This window comes from Pseudorhodoferax soli, assembly GCF_003337555.1.
Classification (GTDB): domain Bacteria; phylum Pseudomonadota; class Gammaproteobacteria; order Burkholderiales; family Burkholderiaceae_C; genus Pseudorhodoferax; species Pseudorhodoferax soli.
This window is the reverse complement of sequence record NZ_QPJK01000006.1, coordinates 408,297-434,366: the sequence shown is the minus strand read 5'-3', so window position 1 is coordinate 434,366 and position 26,070 is coordinate 408,297. Positions and strand designations below refer to the sequence as shown.

The window sequence follows — 26,070 nt, the reverse complement described above, 5'->3', positions numbered from 1 at the left end:
ACATGGCAAAGCGACACAGACTGTCTCCCAATGAGCTCGAACGCACCCTGGCCGCACGCGGTTATGCCGCGACGATGAGCCGCCGCCGCTTCCTGCACGCGGGCGCAGGCGCCGGCGCGGCACTGGGCCTGCCGCCGCTGCTGTTGACCGGTTGCTTGGGCGATGGCGATAGCACGCCGTCCGGCCCCGTGGAGACCGAAGCCCGCACGCTGTTCTTCAACTTCGCGCACGAGGACTTGGGCAGCACAACGCACCACCTGGTGCTGGGCAGGCAGCGGCATGTGCTGACCCGCACCCGCGACAAGCCCGAGGTGCTGGTCGAGGCGCGCCGGACCAACGCCTTCCTGCGCGGCGTGCCCGACGGGCAGATCACCCACCACCTCGAATCGGTCGAAACCCCAACTGCCGCCGTGCAGCTGGCCTACGTGCTGAGCGGTGCCGACACCGGCGCCGGCACCTGGTCGATGTCGGGCATGTACCTCCTGGTCCCGCCAGCGGCGCTGCGGCAGGCGCACGCCATGGCCGCGATCGGTCAGCAGCCGCAGTTGCTTTCGGCCAAGCGCCGCCGCTATGGCCATGGCATCGCGCAGTCGGCGCAGGACCTGGTGGACGAGCATGCGCTGATGGACACCAACGACCACGCGGCCACGCTGGTCGGCCTGCATCCGGAGCTGCTCAGCGCCGAGCCGGTCAGTGCCGCTTACCTGCAGCTGCGGCACATCGCGCCGAGCCCCTTCACCGCGGCGCTCGGCCAGGACATCGCGGCACTGGGTGCGGCGCAGCCGCAGGCAACACCAGGCCAGCCCAACGATGGCGGCTGGGCCACCATGGTCCCGGTGGCCGGCGAAGATGGCCTGCCGATGCGCGCCACCATGGGCGAGAACGCCGGGCTGCTGTTCTACAACCCGGAGTGGAGCGTGCGCGTCGCCAGGGGTGCGGCCAATGCCATGGCCGAGGGCCTGCGGACCAGCAAGAACGACGTGCAGCTGGGCGCCGACGTGACGGCCGGGCTCGATCCCGCAGCCGGCGCGAGCCCCCCTTCGTACCGCGGCACGATCTGGCAACGGCGCGACGGCGTCACCCACCTGGATGTTTCCGGCGCCACGCAGCGCGTGGGCGCCGGCAGCCTGCGCTACACGGTCACTGACGACACGCCGATGAACGGCCTGCGCATCAGCGCCAAGCCCGCGCCGGACGGCACCGGCGACGCGTCCGTCAACCTGGTGCTGGAGAACTGGTTCCTGCGCTGGCTCGGCGTGTACATCGAGTTCTACGATGCGAGCGACCCGCCGAAGGTGATCCCGGTGGCGGAGCTGCCGCCCTCGCTGACGGCCAACGGCGCGGCCAACAGCACCGACACGGCGTTGTACATGGGCGTGGTCACGCCGGAGTTCGTGCTCTACGGCATCCCGCTGCAGAGCTCCAAGCTGTCTGTGACCTTCGATTTCCCGGCGCAGGCGGCCAGCGCCAAGATCCTGGCCAGCGGCCTGGGCTACGGCGCGCATACGCACCAGGCCACCGAGCCGCTGGGCATCGCGCTGACCACCATCTTCAACCTGATCGTCCCGACCCTGCTGCTGGGACTCGGCCTGTCCGAAAGCGTGGACGCGATGGTCAAGTCGGTGGCGATCCCGGTCGTCAACGCAGCGGCGAACGAGTTCATCGCGTTCATGGCGGACGAGAGCGAAGGCTCGCCGAACTTCGCCAACATGCTGGCGATCTTCTGGCGCTCGCTGGTGCGCTGGATGACCTCGGGCGGCGTGCTGAAGTTCCTCGCGTCGCTGATACCCCGGCTCGTGGCCTTCATGGGCGGGGCGTCGGCGGCGGCGGCCATCACCAACGCGCTGCCGCTGATCGGCGCGATTCTGCAGGCCATCGGCGCGCTCGGCACGCTGGCCGAGATCGCGGAAACCTCCTGCGAGGCCTTGCTGTCGCCGTGGACCTACCAGACCGGCCTGGTGCTGACGCACGACCTGTCGCTGACGCTGCAGCCGGACGCCACCGACACCGCCACGCCGGAAGGTGCCAACCTTTGCCGGGCCAGCGCCATGTTCGGCCAAGGCGGAACGCCGCGTGTCCTGGAAATCCCCCTGCAAGGCCGGCAGCGCCAGCTGGCACTGCACTTTCCTGGCGTGCCGCACGGTGGCAAGGTCAGCATCGACGCCAGCTTCGTGCAAAGCCCGGCCGATCCGTCGCAGACCCACAGGGTGCTCGGCAAGGCGTCCACCGGTCCCGTCGACAACACCGTCGACCAGCTCGCGGACGTGCGCATCCACAACATGCTGGCGCCCATCGGCCCGGACACCCGCTACCAGCACAAGCAGAAGACGGCGCTGCGCCCGAGCAGCAACGGTCAACAGGTGCATGTCTGGGATGCCTCGCTGCCGGCGCCCGGCGCCAAGTCGGGCGACATGCCCTGCGCCGGGCCGGGCGACCTGTGCAGGCTGTACGACATCACGGTGCGCCAGGGCACGGCCCAGGGTGCGGGCTACGTCGGCTACGCCTGGCAGGGCTTCAGCAGCGGCGTGGTCGACTGCTCCTCCAACGGGCAGAGCGACAGCGGCCAGCTGGCCAACCTGAACACCGACACCACCAACGGCGGCGTGAACGCACAAGCCGGCTACGCCGCGCTGCCCTGCGGCCTGTCGCAGCCGCGGCTGGCCTACAGCCTGCTCGCGCACGGCAGCGCCAACTTCTACCTCGACCCGGCGCAGCGGCTGGTGCGGCAGGTGCAACTGGATCCGCCGGCATTCGCCGACCCGCGTGCGCAACGGGCCTTCGGCGCCTTCAACCTGGATTCGACGGCACTGCTGCTGCATCCGAGTGGGCGCCTGATCAGCATCCATCAGGAAAGCCACAAGATGGAAACGCTCCAGCCCAGCGATGTCGCGCTCAGCGATGCCGATGCCCTGACCCGGAGCCTGGCCCAGCTGCACGCCGGCCAAGGAACCCGGCCCGGCCTGCTGACCGCGCCAGTAGCAGCCGCCGTGTCGGCCGACGGCGTGGTGCTGGTGCTGGAGGCCGGTAACGGCGCGGACGCGCTGCCGCGTATCCAGGCGATGGACATCGGCGCCAATGCGGTGCAGTACTTCGGCCGCCAGCCGGTGCCATATTTCCTGCGGTTGGGCGCAGGCAGTGCCGCCACGCGCACCTACCTCGACATGGCCGTCGATGCGAGCGGCTTCATCTACGTGCTGTCGTACGAGGGCAGCGGAGCAGGCGCCGTCTACTGGCTGGACATCTACCGCGCCGACCAGCCCGGCACCGCGCCGGTCTGCAGCACGCCCAACGTCAACGCCGGCGCACTGTGCGTGGACTTCTGGCGCAACGTCTACACGCTGAACTACGAGGTGCTGGCATCCGCCAGCGGCCAGGCCGAGCCTTCGGTCAGCCTGTGGGAGCCGAGCCTGTGACCCGCGTCGATCCACGCCGCCTGCCCAGGCCGCCGCACTCGGGCTGTTGACCTGGCTGGCCGCCTGCAGTGGTGCCGACGCGCGGGCGTTCGGATGATGATGCGCGCCGCTGCCTGCCAGGCGGCCGTCGTGCGGGCGAGGGAGCGCTACCGCTTACCCGGCCTGCTGGCCGAGTGCGCGTGGGCGCAAGCACCCGGTCCGCGGCGCCGAGCGCGTCGCCTCAGGCTCGCGGCGGGAGCGCCGGTCAGGCATGAACTTTCTCTGCGCTTTCGCTGAGCACGCGCGCCCACACGCAAAGCTCAGGCCTTCTTCATGATCTGCGGGCGGTTCCGCACTACTGTCTGCGCACCAAATTGCCACCACGGGGAGAAGACGCGCAGATGGAAACTCGATCCCAACTTTCCGGAACACAGGACGGTCGCCACCTGGCGTGGCGCGCCGCGGCACTGATCGTCCTCGCGCTGGGGAGCGCGTGCGGTGGCGGCGCTGACACCGACGCGGCCGATACGGCGCAGGCCGCCGCCGACCGAGCGCTCCGCGAGCAGATCTCCGCCGTGATGACGGCGGCAATGGCCGACCATCACCTGCGGGCCCTCATCGTCAGGGTGACCGTGGACGGGCGCGACATCGCCACCAGCGCTCTCGGCGAGTCGATGGCCGGCGTGCCAGCGACGACCGAGATGCACTTCCGCAACGGTGCGGTGTCGTTCACCTACATGGGCACCCTCCTCGCCATCCTGGCTGGGCGCGGGAGCCTTGATCTCGATGCGCCCATCTCGACCTGGTTGCCCGAGTTGCCGCACGCCTCGGAGATCACCGTGCGAATGCTCGCCAACATGACGTCCGGCTACGCCGACTACGTCTACGAGCCACAGGTACTCGTGGGTACCGACGCCGACCCGTTCCGGCAGTGGCGCAACGAAGAGTTGCTCTCGATCGGTGTGTCCCGACCGCTGATGTTCACGCCGGGCACCAACTGGGGCTACTCGCACACCAACTACCTCATCCTCGGACAGGTCGTCGAGCACCTGACGCGCCGGCCGCTGGCCATGGTGATGGACGACGAGGTGCTGCGACCGATGGGGCTGCGCAATACCGCGTCGTCCACCACCGCGGCGATCCCGCCGCCAGTTCTGCACAGCTACAGCTCGGAGCGGCGCACTTTCTTGCAGATCCCGGCGGGCGAGCCTTTCGTCGAGGACTCGACCTTCTGGAACCCGTCGTGGACAACCGTTTCCGGCGCTGTGCAGACGACCGACATCACCGATCTCGCGACCACGGCGGAGAAGGTCGGCTCCGGTGCGCTGGTGACGCCGGCGCTCTACGCACAGCAGGTCGGCAATCGGCTTGTTGGATTGGGCGAGCGGACGGCTGCCTGCCCCGTGTGCTCGCCCATCACCGCGGACCGTGGCTATGGGCTGGGGGTGCTCCTGCTCGGCAAGTGGATCGCCCAGACCAAGGATTTCGCAGGCGAAGGCGGCGCCATGGCGTACCTGCCCGAGCGCAAGGTCGCGATCGCGGTCGTGACCACCTTGCGGCCCGAGGCCTACGACAAGGGGGGAGCCGCGAGCAATCCGAGCATGCCGGTGATGCGCCGCCTTGGCGCGTTGCTGGCTCCCGACCAGCCGATGGGCCCGAGATGAGCGTCTACGCCTGCCCGACCGTCCATGCAGGACGGCCATTGGCTCGCGCAGGTCAGTAGCCAGTCTGAACTGGCCGTTTCCGGATTCGGGTCGAACGACAGATTCTGGCCTGAAGCGGGTCCATATATGGCACGCTCGAGACTGGCGCACTGTTCGCAAGAATAGAGAGCGGAGCATATGGCCGGCCGAATCTTGCTGGGATATGCTCGTAGGAACGCACCCGCAGCGCGCCGGCTGACCCAATGACGGCCGGTGAGCCGAATCACACCGCGTGCTCATGTCCCCACCATTCGTGCATTGGCATCAAGGGCATACCGATGAAAACACGCACTCTGGTGCTGCTGCTAGGCGCCGCAGTCGGCGCCACACTGGCAGCCTGTACGAACATGGCCCAGCGCCCACCAACACCGCCATTACCCCAAGCAAATGCTATCGACCTGCCGCGCTACATGGGACGGTGGTACGTGATTGCCAGCATTCCGACCTTCCTGGAACGCGGAACGGTGGATGCTGTTGAACATTACGCCCTGCGTCCGGACGGCAGTGTGGACATCGACTTCCGCTACCGCCGAACCCCGCGCGCCGCCGAGCAAGCCCTTGGCTCGCGCGGGTTCGTTGACAGCAGCAACAGCGCCATCTGGGGCGTCCAGTTCATCTGGCCAATCCGAGCCGACTACCGCATTGCGTGGCTGGCACCGGATTACAGCCGGGTGATCGTGGCGCGGGAGAAACGCGACCATGTTTGGATCATGTCGCGCACCCCGACGCTGCCGCAGGTCGACTACGATGCGATGGTCTGGCAGGTAGGGGCTATGGGTTACGACACCGCACGACTCGAGCGCGTGCCGCAAGGCGCTGCAAGCGCTGATCGATGACATGCGATGCCACGATGAATCCCCCAGTTGGCCAGTTCGATTGCTTTGTAGAGCGCGCGGCTGGCGCGTCGACATCATGGGAACAGCGCCTCGGCCTCCGGGATTCGTAGTTTTCCCGAAAAGGCGTTCGAGCGGCATCTCGCCCAGGCCCAGCCGTTAATGATCGGCCACTTTGAAACGCCAGACCTGGCCCTGGCGAGACGCTGTGACGGTTTGGATTTCCCTGCTAGCCGGAGCTAAGCCACCTTCTGATCCAACGCCCTTGTTTCCAAGAACGCGACGGTGTCAACCGCCCCCATCCTCCCGGCAAGCTCGAGCGCGGAGAACCCCTCGGCGCTCTTCGCTTGGACATCGACCTCCTGGGCGAGCAAGATCTTCACGATCTCAAGCCTGTTGAACATCGCGGCGAACATCAACGGCGTCTTTCCGCCCGGTGGAGCGAAGTCCGGCTTGGCGCCATGAGACAACAACACTTCAACAATCGGTTGATAGCCCTTGTAGGTGGCCGCGCCCAGAGGCGTCTGCCCCATGTCGTTGTACCGTTCTGGGTCCGCGCCGGCATCCAGTAGCGCCCTAACGGTCTCGAGGTGACCGTGGTACGCGGCAAGCATCAAGAGCGTGTCTCCCTTGTGATTGCTCATGTTGGGCGGCAGCCCCTTCTGCAGCAGACTCGCAAGCGTCGTTGCGTCGCCAGTCCGTGCGAGCTGAAACACTTGCTGAGCGAACGCGACGAATTCTTCCTTCGAGGCTGCGTGGGTGGTGCTTGGGTAGGCCATCGTCTTAACTCCGTGAGGCACGGTCGGACACGATTGTCTGGACCACTTCGATTGTGCGGAGGATTGGGACAGAAGCTTGTCGGACACCTGGCATAGATGGGCTTCCGGCCATGCCAACAATAGAGGACCGTCGACACCATCCCGCCGCCTACGAACACTCGGCGACGGCGCCTCAGGACGAACGCCGATCGGCATTCGGGCTGTGATCCGACATGGTTCCCGCGCTCAAGTCCTAGTCTTCAGACACATAACATAGGAGGCATGTCGTGCCCGACATCAAAAAGCTGGATCCGAGCGGTGAACGAGCGGCAGCCACCGAGGCAATGGAAACAACGCCGATCAGTGGCCAGGAGCATGAGTACCGGGCCGACGGTGATCACCACCCCCGTCAGGATTCGGCCGCGGTTGAGGGTGGCCCGATCGATACCAGCGGTTGCGCCCCGTCGAAGAGACAGGCCGCGCCCAAGGCTGAAGTCCAAGCCGAGCGCCACATCAGCGAGGGCATTCCAGGTGCGGGCGAACTGCCTGAGAATCAATGAGCGCTTGCCGCGGCGCGGAACCCCAGCCCGCGCGCCGGATGGTTGCTTAGACAAATAGCAGCTCGCCGGCACCCTTGCTGTGGCTGCTCGCCGAAGCCAGCTGCGCGCCGTTGCTGCGGATTGCTTCAACACTTTGAACGGCCGCCGCGCCGTGCGGCGCTTGCTGCTTTGAGCGCGCTCGTCAGGATGCACGCTGTCGCTCGGCTAACGGTTGTTGAGGTGATAGTTGCCGCGTCAACGAAGAGCGAGTGGAACCGGCTGTGGTCATGTTCGGCGGCGTGCCCGCCTGCCAGAGTGTTTCACCGTCGGATGACAGCAACGTTGTGCGAAGTCCTCTCAGAAGCGTCGGGATAAGGATGCCCGTCGACCTCGCGCTCCTCAGCAACAACTCCTTTCGTGCGATGCCGGTCAAATCGCTCGCCCCCTTGATCCACGAGGTCGGCAGCAGCTTTGGCGTGTGTTCCGACCGTGCCTAGGTCCTTTGTGTGATGCGCACGATCGCATCGTAGATTTCCTCGATGGCATCCGTCGGGTTCAGCTCTTGCATGGCCGCCGCGAACGATACGGCCTCGGCCGCGCCCAGCATCGCGCGCATCCCCGCAGGGGCCAACGGCTTCGTCGCGAAGGGCTGCAACGCATCGCGGCACTTCGCCATGAAAAGAGCCTCGTGTTCCTTTTTCAACGCATCCAGCTCGGGTGAACCTGCCAGCGCGGCGCTGACGCCTGGCATCTCTCGCCCCATCTGCATGACGCAGTTGACGTAAGTCGTGGCGATCACCTTGGCCACTGCAGGAAGCGTCCTTGCGCACGCCCTGAGTGCCTCGTCCATCAGCGCGTGCTGTCGGGCGTCATAGTCTTTGTAGAGATCCCGCAGCAGACCGGTGCGCGTGACGAAATGGTCGTAAACGACGGGCTTGGACACGCCGGCCCGAGCGGCCAGATTGCCCAGGGTGAGCGCGTCGCTCCCTTCGCTGCGCACCACGTTCCAGGCCACATCCATTAGCTGGCGATGCCGTGCCGCCTTGGGCAAACGCTTCCTTGCCGATACATCCCGGTTCTGTTGCATCTCGCTGCTTGACATTCTTAACCTACCAAAGGTAGCCTTCCGCCAACAACCTACCAAACGTAGTTTACAGCCGCGTTTGAACCGACCAAGGACCCACCATGCACACCCTCATCGTTCTCAGCCACCCCACCCCCCAGTCGCTGACGCACGCCGTCGCCCAGGCGTTTGCCAAGGGCATCGAGCAGAGCGGGCAGCACACGACCGAGAACGCTGACATTGCCGCGGAAGCGTTCGAGGCCAGCTACAACCCGGCTGATCGGTCCGCCTACCTTGAACAAGCAGCCTTGCCGTTCGACGTCCTGCGCGAGCAGCAACGCATCGACAAGGCCGATGCGCTGGCGTTGATCTATCCCGTGTACTGGTGGTCATTTCCCGGCCAGCTCAAAGGCTGGATTGACCGTGTGTTTTCCAATGGATGGGCCTACAGCGAAGGCGCGGACGGTCGCGTCGAGAAGCGGCTGGGGCGCCTGGCCGTTCACCTCATCGGCATCGGAGGCGCTGACAGCGGCACGTACGCACGGCACGGCTACGACAAGGCCATGCGCACGCAGATCGACCACGGGATCTTCGGCTACTGCGGTGCCCGGGTCGTCACTTCGGAGTTCTTGCTGGACGTCAACGGTCCTGCCGCAGCATCACACTTGGCCACTGCCCGTGCCTTGGGAGAAAAGGCGTTCGCGCACCTCGCTCGCGGCACTGATCGATCGGTTGCTGCAGAGGCAGCTTGACAATGATGCTGGTGACGACTTCTGGCACCCAGTGCCATGCAGCGGTTTCCCGTACTCGAAGCCCGCATCAAGAGGCCCGCTGCTGAACCGCGGCAAAGACCCCAAACTGTCCGAACCGGCAGCGATCTCACTCAGCAGACGGGTAAAAAAGTACCCGCACGTTTGAAATGGGCATCATCGTACGCATCGGCGCCGCTCCAGGCGGGTACTATGATTCGCAGATGTCACAGTTGAGAACCAAGTTACCCATCGGAGCGGTCGAGAGGCGAACGGGAACGTTGCCGCTGCGTACGATCCTTCAGCAGTCTGCGGCATCTTCCGGTTTGTCCCGGGACCAACTGGCAGCGAAGGCAGGGCTCAGCCGCAAGGGGCTGTACAACTTGCTGAACGGCGACGGTGATCCTCAGCTGTCTTCGATCGACGCGCTCGCGCATGCGTTGGACCTTGAGCTGGTCCTCGCGCCCAAGGCCGCTTCGCAGATGCAGCTGGACCAGCCACCCTCCCCAAGACGTTCGGACCACTCCCGGATCCATCGCCTCATGGCCGATGCTGACCATTTGCTGGCACAGAGCCGCAACTGACTGTGGACCTCAGCATTCTGGAGATCACGCTGCTCGATCCCACCGGCGGCGATCATCTGGTTGGCCACCTCTTCCGGTACGGCCACGCGCAACCCAACGGGCTCATCCGTTTCGTGCCCGCGCCTGCGTATGTCCGCAATCCGGCAAGATTCACGCTCAGCCAGCTGTATCTCGGCACTGACGAAGACGGGACGCAACGGCTGCTGTCGGACATCGCCGCCGCCGAATTCAACGGCCTGCGGGCCCCCCCCTCCAGGACCGATACCCGTGGTCCGCTGCGACTGCCCCACTGGTTCCAGAACCTTCTTCCCGAGGGGGCTTTCCGCGCGCACATCGCGGCAATCCGCGGCTGCGACGAGGACGATTACTTCGAGTTGCTCGCCGCCTGCGGCACGGATCTGCCGGGGGCCGTCCGCGCCTTGCCGGTCAACAACGCTTCGAACGCGCTCATGCAGCGCCTGGTCACCCAGGATCAGGACGCCCTGGAAGCATCCGTCATCGAGATTCCTCTCGCCGAAGGCGTGTCGCTATCGGGTGTTCAGCCCAAGCTCGGCGTGAACCTCGATGCGCAGGGGCGCTACGTTGCGCGCACGAAACTGGACGAGGCCACGCACATCATCGCCAAGCTCCCTGTTGTGGGCTATCCCAGGATGCCGGAGGTCGAGCACCTGAGCATGCACCTGGCCGGGCTTGCGGGCGTGCGGGTGTGCAAGACCTCTCTGGTGCCGCTCCAGGCCCTGTCGGCCCGACACAGCTACGACCTGGGATCCCCCGACCCAGATCGCACGATGTTCCTCGCGGTTCCGCGCTACGACCGCGACGTGCCGGGCCGCCGACACGCCGAGGATCTGGCGCAAGCGCTCGGGCTTCGGCCCGAAGACAAGTACAGCAAGAGCGTCTCCTATGCCGCCATCATGCTGTTGTTCCTGGCCATTCCTTCCCTGGGCGAATCAGCAGTGCTCGAGCTGCTGCGCCGCCTGGCGGTGAACGAGCTCATTGGCAATCCCGACTGCCATCTGAAGAACATCGGTCTGTACTATCCCGACGGTGTGAATGCGGAGTTGCCGCCCGCCTACGACATCGTGGCCCACCACCTGTTCACCCCTGCGCGCGGCCACGCGCTGTACCTGATGCCCAAGGGCGTGCAGGACGAAATCCAGGAAACATCCCAAAGGAAGATCGAGCGTGAGTTCAGGCAGTTGCACGGCCGCGAACCAGGTGCGAACGAACTGCCGCGCGCACCTATTCGCCTTCTGAATCCGGTGACCATCAAGCGGATGGCACAGTTGCTCCAACTGCCAGGAAAGCTGCTGGAAACCACCCTCAAGCATGTCGTCGCGGCCGCCGCCAACGAATGGCCGGCGGCCATTGACGCCAGCGACATCACCCCGGAGCAAAAGCAGAAGATGAAGGACCTTCTGGAAGAGCAGCCGGCCGTTCAGGCGCTTCGCCGGCGCCGGGAAACATCGCGAAGCAAGGCATCCTCGGTACCCCTTCGCCCACAGTAGTTGTGGTCCGGAGCAACACCTCCCCGAACTCCATTGCACCGCCGTCAGGGTGTTCGCTGCACCCATGCGCCAGAGCAGTGCGCCACAACTCAATTCTCAACATGCGCGTGGCCGGCTTCATCGGCCTGGGCATCGCAGCGAGCCCTGGATCGGGCGGACGGCATGATGCCGCCCACTCCGTACTCAGTTTTCCGAGGGCACCGGGTCAAACTTGACCAGCATGATGATGCCCTGCCGGTTCCCTTGATTGAGCACCGTGAAATGACGCAGTCGCACGGGGCGACCTGAAGGACCGCATCGATCGGCCCAGCCAACGTCCGCGCAGTCACGGTACGAATCGCTCCCTCGCTACCATGGACTTGGACGCGGAGGAGGCCGACGCCGGCAGCTTCGGCGATCACTCGATCGACACCGTCGCTCTGCTTCAGGAAGTCCATCTCCAGGTCCAGCGTGACACTGAGGTCGGCGGAGAACGTTTGATCCGGCTTGTCGTGGTCTGCATGCACGTCCTTGCTGTGCATATCGGCATCCGACTGGCCGGTCAGCTAATGCACGTCGCGATCGAAACCTCCGGGCACCGACTGTTCAACTCCATCACTGAGCAGCTGCATGGCAACCGCGCCAACACCGGTCTTGCTCTTCTCTTCCATGACGCACTCCCGAGAGTTAAGGGAGCCGGTAGGCTAAGAGCACGTGTGGTCCAGAAGGTGCAGGACAGGAGGAACGTGCAGCGTCGGTCGTCCATGACCACCGGGCGCCGGAGCGTGCCGTCAGGTAGCGCAGCGATACGCTCGTGAAACTGATGGGCGTCTCTGCGGATTGGCGGATGGGTTTGGATGAGGTCACGGCACGGCGCCTTGTCAGACGCCCCGCGTGCATCAGTCGATCGACGGTGACGGCCGATGACGCGTCACAGCGTCGTCTCGCACTCGGTCAAGATCTTCGTACCACACCAGAACCACTGACCCGCCAGGCCCATTGTTGCCACTATCGCCTGCAGTGCCCGTGATCAGTCCATGAAGCGCTCGGGCGTCGGTACCAGCGAGACTGGGCGGCTGCCATTCGAAGCGCGGAACTGCCACCGGCAGTCCTGTGACTTTGCGCCTACCAAGGGCTGTAGCTGAACCTGACCCGAATCTGGGTCTTGTTGGGAAGGCCGCTGGGGAAGACCTCCGCCATGGCCTTGGCGCGCACCCCATGCCATTGCGCAGCCCAGTAGCCGGTTCCGTCGTGCCGGCTTGCCCGGTAGGCCACGTCCAGTGCTTCAGGCGTCACCAACTCGCGCAGCAGCACACGGCCGAAGGCGTCTTCGAGCGCCTCTCGCTGCTGCTTGGCCGGGGCTCCTTGTCCCTGTAGCCTCACGCGGAGGACCGTGCCAGAGCCGTGCAGGCCTTGGTGGCACCAGCCGGTCCAGCGGAATGCTTCTCGGATCGCGTCGCCAGGTGCCTCCGGGTGCTTGGCGGCGATCTCCGCGCAGAGCTTGGCCACCGCGCCGGCGAACCGTTGCTGAGCCCGAGCGCCCCACCCTTCCATGCCCTCGGCCAGTGCAAAAGTCATCTGCGCGAGCTGCCCGCCAGCGTCAGCCGCAGCCGCGCACTTGTTCGCCGCCCAGCCGGCACTCAGGCTGACCAGGTCGCGACCGTCCACCTCGTGGCGCCCCTGCTTCGCGCTCGTTTCGTCCGCCAGTCGGCGGGTGGTCTGTTCGATGTCGTTCATGCGGCCATCCTGTGCTCGTAGAAGTAGCGCTCGCGGTCCTCGAGGATCTCTTGCTGCGCGGCCAAGTCAGCAGGGTCGGGATTGAGCCAACGTTCCAGGTGCTCGCCCTTGAGCGGGATGATGCAGCGGTCATGGCCGGCCGCGGCCACCTCGGGCGGCGGATGGTCCGTGATCGCCGCGAACGACCACAGCGCGGGCTCATCCGATCCGGCCGGGGGCGTCCAGTGCGAGTACAGGCAAGCCACCGGCATCAGTTGGCCAGTGATGGGCGCAAATTCCAGCACCACGTCCCTGCCCTCGCGCACGACATGCTCGTAGAAGCACCACCACAGCGCCACGCCGTGCGTGCGGCCGAACTGCCCCTTCCAGAACGCTTCGAGATTGTCGCGCCTGGCGTTGTAGGTGCCCGGGTACTTGACGTCGTATTCGGCTGGCTTGCCTGCTGGCCGGCAGCCATACCGCATCGGCTTGATGACGCGCTCGCCGTTCTCCACGATGAGCACGTAGGCGTAGACACCGGGAAAGATCCGGCCGTCACCAGGCCTGGTCTCGGTACGGTTCAGGTCGGCCAGCCACGCCAGGTACTGTTCGACCTTCGCGGTCGCAATACGCTTGCTCTCGGCCGCCGTCTTCGTCGGCTTGATCGCCAGCTTGCGCTCTGCTTCGGCCAGGCGCGCGCGTTGCGCAAACAAGTCCTGCTGCAGGCGCGTCGCCTCGGCTCCCCGGTGCGCCCGGATCAACGCCGCGATTTCCCGCTCCGCCGGATCGTTGCCCGCCAGGAACGCCTCTTCCATACCGCGCGGCACCTTAAGACGGCGGCCCTGCGTGCGTTCCCAGAACAGCTGGCGGAATTCGTAGAGGCTGAGCCGGCCGCCCGTGTCGCGCAGGTAGCGTCTGTAGTCCGCCTCGATCTTGGACGAGTAGCACATGCACTCATCCTAGGCCAAGGGACCTAAACTGTCTCGGCACACGGAGATGGCCTTGCCCCTGAAACTCACAGCGCCCGGCGTCAGCGCCGAAAGGATCCATCAGGCCCTGCTGCTGGCCGAAGCCGTACTCGAGAAGGCGGGCGTGACGCCAGAAGAGGGCGTCGCCGGTCTCGGCGCGTGCGAGGTCTGGGACATCCATGACTTCGCCGAAGACATGACCCCAAGCGATGAGCAGTGCCGCGCCGCCGCGGTGCTGGACGAGGCCCAGCACGTAGCCATGCGCTGCTGCTATGGAGACGCGGTTCCACCGAACGGCGCAAGCTTGGACGTGGCCAGCTGATCCAGGAGCGCTTTTGACGGGTCGCCATCGAGCAGAACAAGTGGTCAGCTCTCGGTCAACGCCCGATCTTCCTGCCACGTCGTGCGGCTTCCCTGCTCGACGCGTGAACAGCAGCGATTGCGCCGACGTCCCGTCTCCCTCGTTTGCCCCGTGATGCTGCCGCTGACAGGTGCGGCGTGCAGGCCCGCTTCCGTCGCCCGCCGACCGCTTTCCGTTGCTGGATCGACCTCCAGCGCGAGCTGATCCCGCACCCACGGGCCGATGTCCCGGTGCGGGTCTCGGGGGAAAAGAACCGCACCCAGCGCATCACAGAATGTGGCCTACCGAAGCGTCGGGTAATGCGCCAGCAGCACCCGTACTGAGGGTACATCGTCCGACAACTCCAGGAGCATCGCAACCTGTGCATGCGCGTCGGGTTCGTCGGCAAGATCCGATTCGATGTACCCAGCCAGCACGGACAGGGCGTGCAGCGCCCGCAGCTTCACGCCCATTGGCATGCTGTGCTTCTCCAAAGACCGCTGCAACGCCGTCAGGAGCACGCGGAGCTTGACACCCTCCACCGACGGCATTGGGCTCGTGGCGGTCAATAGGTTGGGAGCGCGTCCAGGCGCGTGTGTTCGCAGGCCACGAGCGGCAGCGCGATCAATTCACCTCGCCAACTGCGCGTGACGAACCCGCGCGCGGCAAAGCCACCTGCCGCCGTTGCCACTGCAACGCGGATGTACGCTCCGCTGTTCAGCAGGGTTGCGACCACGGCCGCAGGTGTGTCGCGTCCTTCGCCAAGAGCAAACCCGCCTTCGGCCTCTCTGACGTCGTGAAGCAGCACGCACGCAACGTGTCCGCCTTGGTAGTGAATCTGCGTGATTGCGTGCATGGCCACATGTTGCAGGGGTGGACGCTCAACCTGTACAAATACGGATCAGACAATGCAGAGATGCACGTGTCAGCGGCGCACCGATCACACTGCGGCCAACCGCAACTCCGCATCCAGCGGTGCCGCCCTTCCGCGATAACAAGCCAGCAAGGCCGCCTCGAGCGCGCCGTCCAGCGCTTGTGCAGCCGCCGCTTCTGCGGGCGTTGGTTCATGCAAGGGTGCAAGGCCACTGTCGCCCCAGGATTCCTGGGCCGCGACGCCTGCCGCTGCATGTTCAGCACTGACGCCGGAGCGCTTCAGGAACAACTCGGCCGCAGCCAATCCGCGCGCTTGGTCGGCAGCGCAGGCGCCGGGCGCTATGAATGCAAGTCTTCCTGTCATGGTCGATCCGGCGGGAACAGCGCCCTCGGCAGGCACCTTGGGCACGCATCCACGTGCAAGTAGTACTTCTGAGCGGAACGCAGGACGTCGTCCCAACAGACGTGCGAGCCCAGCATCCGGACCTGGTAAGCAACGGGCCATCCAGCACAGCCCGCGGCGTGCACCAGGTGGGACCTGCTCCCGTCCCTCTGCATATCCACGCAAAACTGCGGCATTGCCGAAACTTGTGTGCAAAGATCAGAGTGTGGGGCCGTTGCCCTGCGGCTGCAAGCGCAAGTGCCCTGGCTCAACCAGTCGGCAGATCGACCAGGAGCGGTCGTAGCGAGACCCGGCTGCCTGGGCTACAGGATCTGCTGATCTCGACCACCTCTTGAAGCCATCGACGGTGGTGACGCGAGGTCTGGCCGCCGGCCCGCCCACCAGCCGAGGTGCCATTCGATGCGGAGCAAGACCTCGACGGGCGCGAAGAAGGGATTGGCATCCCACGAGTAGCCAAGGCGCGCTGCATGCTCCCCGTCTCTGCGGGCAGCGATGCAGTCGTCAAGAGAGTGCATCCTTCCAGCATAGGCGAGCAGCCCGCTCCAGGAATGGCCTTGCTGAACGACCGCGTCGCTTCGAGGCCGCAGTCCCGCGCAGCGTGGACACCGCATCTTTCCAGTCCCGGCGGTGGCGCCATGTGGCCAATGCCGGAAAGACCGCCGGTCGCCCAAGCTTCGAACGACACCCTGCAGCAAGACTCAGGGAGGTCCAAGGTCTATGGTGGCTGCGTGGGGGCTTCCGGCGCATTGGCGAAATTGTCGACACAGAAGTCGTGACAAGGCTCACAGCCAGATTCGGCCTTGGTGGTTACCCTTGGAGCCATGAAGCAGATCAGGATTTCTGGCACTGGCGGCGTTGCTCGCATCGACGGCCAGCGGTTTGTGTGCGAATGGATGGAAGCCTCGTTGATGAACCGTTGGCTCCTGAAGATCAGACTTGCCGAGGCCCTGGCGGCGCACGGTGAGGGCAGCCACTGGGTGGAAAGGCGCGACAAGGAACTGGCGCAAGAGCCGGCCACGGCCTGAGCGCAGCGGGACCGCGCGAAGAACGCGACGCTCGGCCGACCGGGGGTGACGGGCTACACCTCGCTGCGCGGCGACCTGGGTCGGGCATGGGCCGGCCTCACCGCTTGCGCTGCACTTCATCCGGTCTTGCTTAGCCAGCGGTCAGAAGCCTCACCTGGGAGCTGCTGCCGGTCAGCCGAAAGACTGCCATGGCATGCACCAGGTTCTGGGCCTGTGTGCTCAAGCTGGCAGCGGCTGCAGCGCTCTCTTCAAACAGAGCTGCGTTCTGTTGGGTGGCGTGGTCCATCACGGTGATGGCTTGACCGACCTGGCCGACGCCCTTGCTCTGCTCGCTGCTGGCAGCGCTGATTTCCCCAATGATGTCCGTCACACGTTGGATGGCATCGACGATCTGCGCCATGGTGGTGCCAGCCTGGTCCACCAGTTGGCTGCCCTGCTCAACGCGCTGCACGCTGGCCGAGATGAGCGCCTTGATCTCCTTGGCCGCCTCCGCTGACCGTCCCGCAAGGCTGCGGACTTCGCTGGCCACCACAGCAAAGCCGCGCCCTTGCTCGCCCGCTCGCGCCGCTTCAACGGCTGCATTCAGCGCAAGGATGTTGGTCTGGAAGGCGATGCCGTCGATGACGCCAATGATGTCGACGATCTTGCGCGAGCTGTCATTGATGCCTTTCATCGTCTCGACGACCTGGCCCACCACGTCGCCGCCCCGCGAGGCGACAGCGCTGGCACCTTGGGCGAGCTGATTGGCCTGAACAGCACTGTCCGCGTTCTGCCGCACTGCGGCACTCAACTCCTCCATCGAGGCCGCCGTTGTCTGCAGCGTGCTGGCCTGTTGCTCGGTGCGTTGGCTCAGATCGGAGTTGCCTTGGGAGATCTGCACGCTGGCGCTCGCGACGCTTTCTGCGCTGCTTCGAACGTCCGACACCACCCGGCTGAGCGAAAGCTGCATGTCCCGCAGAGCCGCCAGGAGCGGCGAGAACTCGTCCCTTTCGAGGTCGTGGACCTGCAGACCCAACTCGCCGTCCCGCACGCTCTCGGCAACTGCGCGCGACAGACGCACTCGGCGCCGCAAAGTCCGTGAGATGTACCAGGCAAACAGCGCGAGGCCGATGATGGTGGTCACCACCAGGGCGACCAGAACCCGGAACGTGCTGACGGCGTTCCCCCCGACAGTGGCCAGGTCGGCGCGGAGAGCGTCTTCCTGGAATCGCACCGAATCAGCGAGCGCTGACAGCAGCTGATTGCGCACGGGGATCACCTCGTCGACGAGGTAGGCGAAGGCCTCGGCCTTGTGGTCGTTTCGGATCAGGACGAGGTTGCGCTCGCCGACTTGCCAAAACTTCGCCACCAGTGGCGCAATGACGGAGAACCGGGCCAGTCCCTCTGCTGACGTGCTTCGGGCGTACTGCGCCAGGGCCTCGTCCATGGCCTTGCGCTTCTCGCCGATGTCTGCGATCGAGGTGGATTGCTCCTGCGCACTGCGGGCGAGGATGGCGTGCCGCAATTGCAGCGACACCCTGGTCACATTCAGCTCGGTCTGGGCGATGCGCTGCATCTGCGGCACTCGGATGTGCTCCATGCTGTGGGCAGAGCCGGACATCCCGTCCAGCTCCACCTTCGCGTAGACCACCACGCCGATCAGGGCAAGTCCAAGCACGGCGGCGACGAGGCACAAACGTTGCGCGATGCCGAAAGATCCAGGTTTCATGGGCACGACCATTTGGGTTTTCAAGACGTGCACATATGTACTGGCTTGGCTTCACGGTCCCTAATGCTTTTGCGCAAGCTGTCGCGCCGCGGCAACGACGTCCGGACTACGGGAGGCTCGAAGAGGTGTTCGCAGAGAGGCCGAACGTATGCGAGCACAGCAGCAAGCGGGTCCTGGACAAGAAAGGGACGCTCGGCTACACGCGCTCCAGCCAGCCCTGCCTGATGCAATACCTGAGGAACGTGTGCGGGTGCTCGGCTGGGCTCCACTCACCTTTTTCCAACGCGTCGGCCAACTCCCAGAAGCTGAGTGCGGGTTCTGGCACCGAGAATGCGACCTCGAGCTTTGTCCATGCGGCCGCGCGACGCCCCCTGTAAAGGCGTGGCTGCCGGGCGATGCGGTAGCGCCCCGTATGGATAGAGTGCTTGAACAACGTCATGCGTGACGGGTTGGACGGACAACCTTCAAACTGTACTGCCGCAGCAGGACCGGTCGTCTGACATTCCTCGGCACACCGTCCCTCAGCAGGCATCACGTTGCTCGCGATGCAGTCTTAGAGGACACCGGTGGTGACTTGGAGTACAGGTGCGTTAACAGACTGCAGGCCAAACACGGAGCTCAGAAGACCACCGTGGCTTCTGGGCCCCGCGGATCAAATCACTTGGCAGGAGCGGCGGGCTTCATGTCGCCGACGCCACCCTTCTTGTCCGCCTTCTCGCCGTTGGCTTCGGCAGAGGGCGCCGGAGCGGCCTTGCGCTCACCGGTTGAGGGGCGCCCCGCCGTGTCAGCAGATCCGGTGGCAGGCTTGCGCTCAGTTGGCGTGCGCGCCTTTTCGCCCATCGTTGCGGTTGTCGGCGCAGGCACTGTACCGCGACTGGCCGCCGAACTGCTGTTGGCGGCCGCACCGGGCGCGTTGGTGCCTGCCATATCGGGCTTGGGGCCGGCTGGGGCGTTGCCTTTTTCCCCATTGGCCTGCACGGAGGTGTTTGGCGTACTGTTCGTACCGCCCGACGTGCTCTGTGCGAAAGCCGTCATGCTGGCGGCTTGTGCAATCACGATGCTGGTTGCCAAAAGAAGCTTCTTCATTCATGTCCTTCAAAAGTGATCCGCTGCGCCGAGTGGTGCTGCGAGGAACACCCACAGCCTAGGAGGCTGGTCAGCTCGAAACGGTAGGACAGAAGGCAGTCGGCAAGCAAGAGGCGGAGATGGTTGCAGATGGTTCAGGTGACGTCGCGACAAAGCCAAAAGCGACGGCCGGGTGGAAGCACACACCCGGCCGTCTGACCTTGACATGCCCGTTTCTTAGGAGATGCATGCCGCAGCTGCAGACATTCTTTGCGGATCTGTTGCGGGCGCATATACCGAGAACGCGGAATCGACGCCGCGACGGTCGCGGCCCAAGGTCCTCCTGGCCGATGGGTAGCAGCTCTAGGCCGTGTGGGAGCAGCGCGTGCACTGCCGGCATACAACCAGAGGGCTCGAACAGCGTCTTCGCCCGCGATGCGCTGCGCAGGCGGCCGCTCCCTAGCTGGTGCAGCTCGGAAAGCCGAGAGAGCCTGCAGGGCGAGCTTCTTCCGCAGGCGACGACGTTGCTTGTAGCGGTTTGCAGTCTGGTGGCAGGAAATGTGGGTTGACCGAGATCCACCTGTGCGGCGGGTAACTCGGATCGCCTGACGTTCAACGATCGGCGCCCACCCTGCTCGACTCGGCCTCGGCCGCGGGTGAGCGATCGAGGACCAACTACCCGTCCGCCCAAGACTCACTTGGAGAAGCGAGCCGGTCCATCATCGGCGGTCCGTGCTAATCCGCGATGTGCGTGTGCCACCTTGCCAGTCTGGCCCAGAGAATTACCGGCCAGCGGTGGACTCGACTTGCTTGCGACCGTTCCGACGACTGACGGCCAGCACGGCTGCCGATAGTGGATCAAGATCCACGCAGCCTCCGAAGGTCGATGGCGCACTGAGCCTATGGCTTTTCCTCGAAGTTCGTCAACACCACCGAGAAGCCGCACAACCGCAGTCTCTTTCGATGTGGATCAGTGCCTTCGCAGGTACCAAACTAGTTAGGGCGCCAATGAGGCCGCTTGGCGCGAACTGGTCTGCCCGATGGAACCCAAGAAATTGGGCGCCATGGCGCGCAGTCGCTCGGCAGCCTCGCGCAGCGGCATCAACAGCCGCTTGATGGCCTTGGCCTCTGTGCCTTCGCCCGACAACAGGTTCACATTGAGCGCCGCCACCACCTGCCCGGCATCACCGCGTACAGGGACGGAAAGCCCGCAGACTGATTCATCGAATTCGCCATCGACCCAGGCATAGCCCTTGTCCTGCACCTCGGCCAGCCGCGCCCGCAGCGCTTCACGCGTCACCACGGTCTTGCGCGTGCAGGGTTTGAGCTCCACGGTCGCGAGGTAGCGCTCCAGCGCTTCCTCGTCTTGCCAGGCCAGCAGCACGCGCCCCGGCGAGGTGGCATAGGCCGGCAACCGGCTGCCCACGCCCAGGCGCAACGACATGACCTTGCGCGAGGGAATGCGCAGCAGGTAGATGCTGTGCTGGCCGTCGAAGGCCGATAGCGCGACCGACTCCTTGACTTCGGCGCAGAGCTGCTCGAGCACCTCCTGGGCCACGCCCCAGAACGGCAGTGAGGTCAGGTAGGTCATGCCCAGATTCAGAATCTTGGGCGTCAGCCGAAAGCTCTTGCCGTCTGTGACCGTGAACCCCAGTTCGGTGAGCGTCATCAGGATGCGGCGTGCCACCGTGCGCGGCAGCTGCGTGCTCGCGGCGACAGAGGCCACTGTGTGCACGCCCGTGCCGGAACCCATCGCTTCGATGACGCTCAGGCCACGGGCGAACGAGCGGACGAAACCATCGCTTTCAGGAGTTGCCATAGAAACGCTTCTTTTCGGTCCGCGATTCTAGGTGGCGCCTGTCGGCGCAAACTGGGGAAGACACAGGCCGTCGCCCATGCGCAGAAAGCGCACTTGCACGCGGTCGCCGATGCGCACGCAGTCAGGGGCGACATCGACGATGTTGGCCATCAGGCGTGCGCCTTCGTCGAGTTCCACCACCGCCACCACGTAGGGCAGCTTGTCGGCCATGTGCGCATTGGCGGCGCGGTGGTTCACCGCGAAGGTGTAGATGCGGCCGAGGCCCGTGCTGCGCTCCCACTGCGGCGACTCGGCGCCGCAGTGCCTGCAGAACGGCCGGGGGATCGACTGCACGCGGCGGCAGGCGCCGCAGCGCTGCACCAGCAGAATGCCTTGTGCGGTGGCGTCCCAGAACGGCTGGGTGGCCTCGGTCGGCACGGGTGCGGGGCGGGCTGCGGCGTTCATGCGATGGTCCCCAGGATCATGGTGGTGTTGGCCGAGAACACCAGGCCGGGCGCGTGGCACAGGGCGTGGTGGGCATGCGAGAGCTGGCGCTCGCCGCATTCGCCGCGCAGCTGGCGCACGGCTTCGATGACCAGGAAGATGCCGAACATGCCGGGGTGGCCGTACGACAGCCCGCCGCCCGAGGTGTTGATCGGGAAGTCGCCGCCGGGCGCCAGCCGGCCGCCCTTGACGAAGTCCTTGCCCTCGCCGCGTGCGCAGAAGCCCAGCTCTTCGAGCGACTGCAGCACGCCGATGGTGAAGTGGTCGTAGATCTGAACCACGTCGATGTCGCCGCGCGAGATGCCGGCCATCGCGAAGGCTTCGTCGGCCGTCTCGGCCACGCGCGTGTCGAGCCAGTCGTCCAGCTCCAGCGGCGTGTAGTGGTGTGAGAAGGTCTCGGCGATGCCCTTGACATAAACCGGCATGCGGGCCAGATCCCGCGCGCGCTCCGCGCTGGTGACGACCAGCGCGCCGCCGCCATCGGTCACGAGGCAGCAGTCGCGCTGGCGCAGCGGCGCGGCCACCACCGGCGAGGCGTTCACGTCGTCCAGCGTCAGCGGCCCCCGGCGGTAAGCCTTGGGGTTCAGGTTGGCCCACTGGCGCGCGGCCACCGCAATCTCGGCCAGGTCGGCCGGCCGGCTGCCGTAGCGGTGCATGTGCAGCTGCGCCACCATGGCGTAGTAGCCGATCGGGCTCAGTTGCCCGTGCGGCACGATGAACTGCCCGCGGGGCGAGCGCGGGTCTTCCACCAGCCCGGTCAGCTTGCGCGAGCCATCGGACAGCTGGGTGCTGCCGTAGGTGACCAGCGCCACCTCGCAGAAGCCGGCGGCGATGGCGGCCATGGCATGGCGGATGTGCATGAGGTTGGACATGCCGCCGACGTTGCTGCTGTCCAGGTAGCGCGGGGTGAGGCCCAGGTATTCGCCGAGCTGCAGGCCGCTGAAGCGGTCGTCGGTGTGGGCGAAGATGGCATCGACATCGCGCAGGCGCAGTCCGGCGTCGGCCAGCGCGGCGCGCGCGGCCTGGGCCTGCAGCTCCAGCGCGGTCTTGCCGGGCACCTTGCCGAGATCGGATTCGGCCACGCCGGCGATGGCGACCGAGGAGGAAAGCGGAGAGCGTCGTGTCATGTCGGTGGTGCGGTTGAAACGGATGCGGCCTGCGGCCAGTAGGCGCGCCTGACCTCGCGCTTGAGCAGCTTGCCGGTCTCGGTGCGCGGCAGTGTGGCGGTGAAGTCCACGCTGCGCGGGCATTTGATCGGCGACAGCCGCGCGCGGCACCAGGCGATGAGTTCCTGCGCCAGCGCGTCCGAGGGCGCCTGGCCGTGGCGCAGCTGCACCACCGCCTTGACCTCCTCGCCGAACTCCTCGTTCGGCACGCCGACCACGGCCACGTCATGCACGGCGGCGTGCTGGCCCAGCACGTTCTCGGTCTCCTGCGGATAGATGTTCACGCCGCCCGAGATGATCATGTTGGCCAGCCGATCGGTCAGGTACAGGAAGCCGTCGGCGTCCAGGTAACCGATGTCGCCGTAGGTGGCCCAGCCCTGCGCGTTGTAGGCCTGCCGCGTCTTCGCCGGGTCGCCGTGGTATTCGAACGCCGGCCCGCCCGAGAACCAGATCACGCCAGGCGCGCCGGCCGGCAGCGCGCTGCCGTCCTCGCCCAGGATGTGCACCGCGCCGAACTCGGGGATGCCGACCGAGCCCGGGTGCGCCAGCCACTCGTGCGAATCGAGCGAGGTGCGGCCCACGAGTTCGGTGCCGCTGTAGAACTCGAAGAGGATGGGCCCCCACCAGTCGATCATGGCCTGCTTGACCCACACCGGGCACGGCGCCGCAGCGTGCACGGCCACGCGCAGGCTGGACAGGTCGTGCGCCCGGCGCTCGGCCTCGGACAGGCGCAGCAGGCGGATGAACATGGTCGGCACCCACTGGCTGTGCGTGACGCGAAAGCGCGCGATCGCGGCCAGCGCGGCCTGCGCGTCGAAGCGCTCCATCAGCACACAGCTGCCGCCCTGTCGCATCACGTTCATGTTCCAGCGCACGGGGGCCGTGTGATAGAAGGGCGCCGTCGACAGGTAGACCGTGTCGCGGTCGAACGTTTTCCAGTGCATGCGCGGATTGGGCTCGGCCACGAAGTGCCGGTTGGCGCTGGCCAGCGGCCGCTTGATGCCCTTGGGCAGGCCAGTGGTGCCCGACGAATAGCAGAAGTCCGTGCCCTCGGGCGTGTCGGGCAGGTCCACGTCGGCTGGCACCGTTTGCAGCGCGGCCTCGTAGTCGTCGAATCCCGGCACTGCACCCTCCAGGCAGAAGCGGTGCAGCCCGGCCGTGCCCTGCACGAGCGCACCGTCGGCGTCCATCAGGTCTGCGGAACTGAACAGCGCCCTCGCACCGCAGTCGCGCACGATGTACAGCACTTCAGGGGCTTTCAGGTGCCGGCTGACGGTGGTGTAGTACAGGCCGATGCGGTGCGCCGCCCACAGCAGCTCGAAGTAGCGCAGGTGGTTGTCCAGGTAGATCGCCACCGCGTCGCCCGTGCGCAGTCCGCGCGCCAGCAGCAGCGCGGCGCAGCGGCGCGAGCGCTGTTCGAGTTCGGCCCAGGTCACCGCCTGGCCGCTCTGCAGCAGCCGGTAGGCGATGCCCTGCGGATCGGCGGCGGCGTTGCGCGCCAGGCAGTCGTGCGCGCGCGGCGCCACGGCGGAGGGACTATGCGCCATGAACCGTTGCCAGCCCGTGCGTCAGCACGGCCTGCCCCCGTTCGAGCGCCGAGGCGCGGAACTGCACCTGCGCGCCGCGGCGCCAGATCTCCACCGCGAGCGTCTCGCCCGGGATGAACGGCGCCGAGAAGCGCAGCGCGAAGCTGCCCAGCCGCTCCGGCCGGTTGCCGCAGCAGGCGCGCAGCACCGCCCGCACGGCCATGCCGTAGGTGCACAGGCCGTGCAGGATGGGCCGCTCGAAGCCCGCGCTGCGGGCCGCGCCCGGGTCAGCATGGATCGGGTTCCGGTCGCCATTGAGCCGGTACAGCAGAGCCGCGCTGGGTGCGGTGCGCAGCTGCACTGTGGCATCGGCCGGCTCGGGCGGCACCGCGGGCAGCGCGGCCGGCGCGTCGTCGCCCGGGCCGAAGCCGCCGTCGGCGCGGCAGAACGAGGTGTGCTCGATGGTGGCCAGGAGCCGGCCGTTGGCGTCGTCGCTGACCTCGCGCGTGGTGACGACCAGCGCGCCGCGGCCCTGGCCCTTGTCGACCACCGCCGTCACGCGCGTGTGGCTGCGCAGGCAGCCCTCGGGCGGCAGGCTGGCGTGCAGCACCATGCGGTGCTCGCCGTGCAGGATGCGCAGCCAGTCGATGCCGGTGCCCGGGTCGGTCGCCCAGGCGCCGGGCGCGCCGAGCACGGTGACCATCGATGGCACGGCGCGCAACCCGTCTTCGTAGACGAAGGGCAGCTCGGCGGCGTCCATCGGGTCCTCGCCATAGCCCAGGCTCAGCGCGTAGCGGATGCAGTCCTCGCGCGTGTAGCGGCTCAGCTGGTCCGCGATGGGCCAGTTCTTCAGGGTCTGGTAGTCGATCGCCATCGTGTCACTCGGCCTTCAGGTTGGCGGAGCGGATCACCTGCTCCCAGCGCGCGGTCTCGGTCGCCACGAAGCCCTGGAAGGCCTGCGGCGATCCGCCGACCGGCACGCCGCCCTTCTCCGCGAAGCTGTGGCGGATTTCGGGGGACGACAGCACCTTCTGCAGTTCGCGGTTCAGCGCCGCCACGGTGGCCGGCGGCGTCTTGGCCGAAACGAACAGGCCCAGCCACACCGTCACCTCGATGTCCGGCAGGCCGGACTCGATCAGCGTGGGCACTTGCGGCAGTTCGGGGATGCGCTCGCGCGTGGTCACGGCGATTGGCGTGAGCTTGCCGGCGCGGACCAGCGGCAGCGCGGTGATGAGGTTGTCCACCATGATGTCGACCTGCCCGCCCATCAGATCGGTCAGCGCCGGCGCCGCACCGCGGTAGATGATGTTGACGGCCTGGATGCCCGCGCGCGCCTTGATCAGCTCGCCCGTCAGGTGGCCCGACGACCCGCTCGTCGACACCGCCATCGACAGCCCCTTGGGCTTGCTCTGCGCCAAGGCCTTGAGCTCGGCCATGGTCCTGGCGCCCAGCGGCGGGCTGGCCACCAGCACGTTGGGCATGGACAGCACGTGGATCACGGGCGCCAGGTCGTCCGGCTTGTAGGGCAGCTTGTCCTGCAGCGTGTAGTTGGCGGCGTTGGGCCCCAGGCTGCCCATCACCAGCGTGTGTCCATCGGGCTCGGCCCGCAGCGCGGCCTGGATGCCCAGCGTGCCGCCGGCGCCGGCCACGTTCTCCACGATCACCGGCTGCTTGAGCACCTCGGACAGCGACTTGGCCACGATGCGGCTGGTCTGGTCGAGGATGCCGCCCGGCGCGGCCGGCGCAATGATGCGCAGCGGCTTGCCGGGCGTGATGTCGTTCGCGCCGGCCACGCCAACCGCGCAGGCCGCCATGGCAAAGAGCGCTACGGCCGCCGCCGTGCGCAGGGATTTGAATCTGGCCATCTTGT

At 66.3% G+C, this 26,070-nt stretch carries 24 protein-coding genes; 9 read left to right on the top strand and 15 right to left on the bottom strand.

The genetic code is table 11. The features are described from left to right. The first annotated feature begins 2 nt into the window (after nt 1-2). From DES41_RS22505 to DES41_RS22495, 3 genes are all read left to right on the top strand, one after another. On the top strand, nt 3-3,413 hold the full coding sequence (locus DES41_RS22505; RefSeq protein WP_147282928.1) for an NHL repeat-containing protein: 3,411 nt from the start codon (nt 3-5) through the stop codon (nt 3,411-3,413). A gap of 380 nt (nt 3,414-3,793) precedes the next feature. Beyond that, nucleotides 3,794-5,056, top strand: coding sequence for a serine hydrolase domain-containing protein (locus DES41_RS22500; RefSeq protein ID WP_114469895.1), 1,263 nt, complete (start codon nt 3,794-3,796; stop codon nt 5,054-5,056). A gap of 317 nt (nt 5,057-5,373) precedes the next feature. Next, on the top strand, nt 5,374-5,931 hold the full coding sequence (locus DES41_RS22495; protein WP_170168256.1) for a lipocalin family protein: 558 nt from the start codon (nt 5,374-5,376) through the stop codon (nt 5,929-5,931). A gap of 236 nt (nt 5,932-6,167) precedes the next feature. Here DES41_RS22495 and DES41_RS22490 read toward each other — a convergent pair whose 3' ends face one another. Further along, nucleotides 6,168-6,707: an ankyrin repeat domain-containing protein gene (locus DES41_RS22490; protein ID WP_114469893.1), complete on the bottom strand. Its 540-nt coding sequence runs from the start codon at nt 6,705-6,707 to the stop codon at nt 6,168-6,170. 266 nt (nt 6,708-6,973) lie between these two features. Here DES41_RS22490 and DES41_RS37925 point away from each other — a divergent pair, with 266 nt between their 5' ends. Next, the gene (locus DES41_RS37925) at nt 6,974-7,246 is read left to right on the top strand and encodes a hypothetical protein (RefSeq protein WP_147282927.1); all 273 of its coding nucleotides are present in this window, start codon (nt 6,974-6,976) and stop codon (nt 7,244-7,246) included. Between the two features lie 472 nt (nt 7,247-7,718). On the opposite strand, the gene DES41_RS22480 is transcribed toward DES41_RS37925, so the two are convergent. Then, the gene (locus tag DES41_RS22480) at nt 7,719-8,312 is read right to left on the bottom strand and encodes a TetR/AcrR family transcriptional regulator (RefSeq protein ID WP_245965822.1); all 594 of its coding nucleotides are present in this window, start codon (nt 8,310-8,312) and stop codon (nt 7,719-7,721) included. A 98-nt stretch (nt 8,313-8,410) separates the two neighbouring features. Here DES41_RS22480 and DES41_RS22475 point away from each other — a divergent pair, with 98 nt between their 5' ends. From DES41_RS22475 to DES41_RS22465, 3 genes are all read left to right on the top strand, one after another. Next, nucleotides 8,411-9,040: an NAD(P)H-dependent oxidoreductase gene (locus DES41_RS22475; protein ID WP_114469890.1), complete on the top strand. Its 630-nt coding sequence runs from the start codon at nt 8,411-8,413 to the stop codon at nt 9,038-9,040. A 167-nt stretch (nt 9,041-9,207) separates the two neighbouring features. Beyond that, nucleotides 9,208-9,621, top strand: coding sequence for a helix-turn-helix domain-containing transcriptional regulator (locus tag DES41_RS22470; protein WP_114469889.1), 414 nt, complete (start codon nt 9,208-9,210; stop codon nt 9,619-9,621). Nucleotides 9,622-9,623: 2 nt separating this feature from the next. Further along, complete coding sequence (locus DES41_RS22465; protein ID WP_114469888.1) at nt 9,624-11,129, top strand: type II toxin-antitoxin system HipA family toxin; 1,506 nt, start codon at nt 9,624-9,626, stop codon at nt 11,127-11,129. Nucleotides 11,130-11,218: 89 nt separating this feature from the next. Here the strand turns inward: DES41_RS22465 and DES41_RS38815 are convergent, their stop codons facing one another. The 3 genes from DES41_RS38815 to DES41_RS22450 all read right to left on the bottom strand — a co-directional run bounded on the left by DES41_RS38815 (nt 11,219) and on the right by DES41_RS22450 (nt 13,774). Next, a complete protein-coding gene (locus DES41_RS38815) occupies nt 11,219-11,650 on the bottom strand; it encodes a hypothetical protein (protein WP_211333048.1) in 432 nt (143 codons plus the stop codon). Between the two features lie 583 nt (nt 11,651-12,233). Continuing rightward, nucleotides 12,234-12,845 carry a hypothetical protein gene (locus tag DES41_RS22455; RefSeq protein ID WP_114469886.1) on the bottom strand — a complete coding sequence of 204 codons (612 nt, stop codon included), beginning with the start codon at nt 12,843-12,845 and terminating at the stop codon, nt 12,234-12,236. After that, on the bottom strand, nt 12,842-13,774 hold the full coding sequence (locus DES41_RS22450) for an SOS response-associated peptidase family protein (protein WP_114469885.1): 933 nt from the start codon (nt 13,772-13,774) through the stop codon (nt 12,842-12,844). Before DES41_RS22450 ends, DES41_RS22455 begins: the two co-directional genes overlap by 4 nt. A 52-nt stretch (nt 13,775-13,826) precedes the next feature. Here DES41_RS22450 and DES41_RS22445 point away from each other — a divergent pair, with 52 nt between their 5' ends. Next, nucleotides 13,827-14,114 (top strand): hypothetical protein, encoded by a 288-nt coding sequence (locus DES41_RS22445; RefSeq protein ID WP_147282926.1) that lies wholly within the window; start codon nt 13,827-13,829, stop codon nt 14,112-14,114. 320 nt (nt 14,115-14,434) lie between these two features. Here the strand turns inward: DES41_RS22445 and DES41_RS22440 are convergent, their stop codons facing one another. After that, nucleotides 14,435-14,683: a hypothetical protein gene (locus DES41_RS22440; protein WP_114469883.1), complete on the bottom strand. Its 249-nt coding sequence runs from the start codon at nt 14,681-14,683 to the stop codon at nt 14,435-14,437. A gap of 14 nt (nt 14,684-14,697) precedes the next feature. Then, entirely contained in the window at nt 14,698-14,988 is a 291-nt protein-coding gene (locus DES41_RS37920) for a hypothetical protein (RefSeq protein ID WP_147282925.1), read from the bottom strand. Nucleotides 14,989-16,229: 1,241 nt separating this feature from the next. Between DES41_RS37920 and DES41_RS22435 the strand changes: the two genes are divergently transcribed. Then, the gene (locus tag DES41_RS22435) at nt 16,230-16,433 is read left to right on the top strand and encodes a hypothetical protein (protein WP_114469882.1); all 204 of its coding nucleotides are present in this window, start codon (nt 16,230-16,232) and stop codon (nt 16,431-16,433) included. Nucleotides 16,434-16,563: 130 nt separating this feature from the next. Here the strand turns inward: DES41_RS22435 and DES41_RS22430 are convergent, their stop codons facing one another. From DES41_RS22430 to DES41_RS22395, 8 genes are all read right to left on the bottom strand, one after another. Further along, entirely contained in the window at nt 16,564-18,141 is a 1,578-nt protein-coding gene (locus DES41_RS22430) for a methyl-accepting chemotaxis protein (protein WP_245965821.1), read from the bottom strand. Between the two features lie 657 nt (nt 18,142-18,798). Next, the gene (locus DES41_RS37910) at nt 18,799-19,227 is read right to left on the bottom strand and encodes a hypothetical protein (RefSeq protein ID WP_147282923.1); all 429 of its coding nucleotides are present in this window, start codon (nt 19,225-19,227) and stop codon (nt 18,799-18,801) included. A gap of 976 nt (nt 19,228-20,203) precedes the next feature. Further along, nucleotides 20,204-21,025: an IclR family transcriptional regulator domain-containing protein gene (locus DES41_RS22420; RefSeq protein WP_114469879.1), complete on the bottom strand. Its 822-nt coding sequence runs from the start codon at nt 21,023-21,025 to the stop codon at nt 20,204-20,206. Between the two features lie 27 nt (nt 21,026-21,052). Beyond that, a complete protein-coding gene (locus DES41_RS22415; RefSeq protein WP_114469878.1) occupies nt 21,053-21,469 on the bottom strand; it encodes a Zn-ribbon domain-containing OB-fold protein in 417 nt (138 codons plus the stop codon). Further along, the gene (locus DES41_RS22410; protein WP_114469877.1) at nt 21,466-22,635 is read right to left on the bottom strand and encodes an acetyl-CoA acetyltransferase; all 1,170 of its coding nucleotides are present in this window, start codon (nt 22,633-22,635) and stop codon (nt 21,466-21,468) included. Before DES41_RS22410 ends, DES41_RS22415 begins: the two co-directional genes overlap by 4 nt. Further along, nucleotides 22,632-24,221, bottom strand: a complete 1,590-nt coding sequence (locus DES41_RS22405) for an AMP-binding protein (protein ID WP_114469876.1) — start codon at nt 24,219-24,221, stop codon at nt 22,632-22,634. The genes DES41_RS22410 and DES41_RS22405 overlap by 4 nt, the downstream gene beginning before the upstream one ends. Next, the gene (locus DES41_RS22400) at nt 24,211-25,074 is read right to left on the bottom strand and encodes a MaoC family dehydratase (protein WP_114469875.1); all 864 of its coding nucleotides are present in this window, start codon (nt 25,072-25,074) and stop codon (nt 24,211-24,213) included. The genes DES41_RS22405 and DES41_RS22400 overlap by 11 nt, the downstream gene beginning before the upstream one ends. Before the next feature lie 4 nt (nt 25,075-25,078). Next, complete coding sequence (locus DES41_RS22395) at nt 25,079-26,065, bottom strand: tripartite tricarboxylate transporter substrate binding protein (RefSeq protein ID WP_114469874.1); 987 nt, start codon at nt 26,063-26,065, stop codon at nt 25,079-25,081. Between the last annotated feature and the right edge of the window lie 5 nt (nt 26,066-26,070).